Below are 268 nucleotides of genomic sequence, written 5' to 3'. Positions count from 1 at the left end.
CCTTGTCCAGCATTTGCCGCACTTGGTAGGTCAGTTGCTGAATCAGCTTTTCGGCCGCGGTGAAGGTTGGCTTATCAGACATGCGCAGTGTTTGGCGAGCAATGCGGATCGCGGCATCGCCAATTCGCTCCATGTCAGAACTGGCTTTTAGAATTGACATGGTTTCACGAAAATCGGAGGCCATGGGGTTTTTACGAATCAAGACGTCAAAAACGTTCTTTTCCAGTTCGATCTCAGTTTGATTAACCTGCTGATCCTTGGAAATCAC

Annotated in this window: 1 protein-coding gene; it reads right to left on the bottom strand. The window is 48.5% G+C overall.

All coding sequences use genetic code 11. The features are described 5' to 3' along the window. Positions 1–268, bottom strand: a 268-nt coding sequence (locus LJE08_RS14075) for a PhoU domain-containing protein (RefSeq protein WP_304608383.1), incomplete at both ends; no start/stop codon positions are given.

Origin of the sequence: Holdemanella sp. DFI.5.55 (genome assembly GCF_020593575.1) — a bacterium.
In the GTDB taxonomy this organism is placed as follows: Bacteria; Bacillota_I; Bacilli_A; order Erysipelotrichales; family Erysipelotrichaceae; genus Holdemanella; species Holdemanella hominis.
The sequence above is the reverse complement of the archived record's forward strand: the minus strand, read 5'-3'. Positions and strand labels throughout refer to the sequence as shown.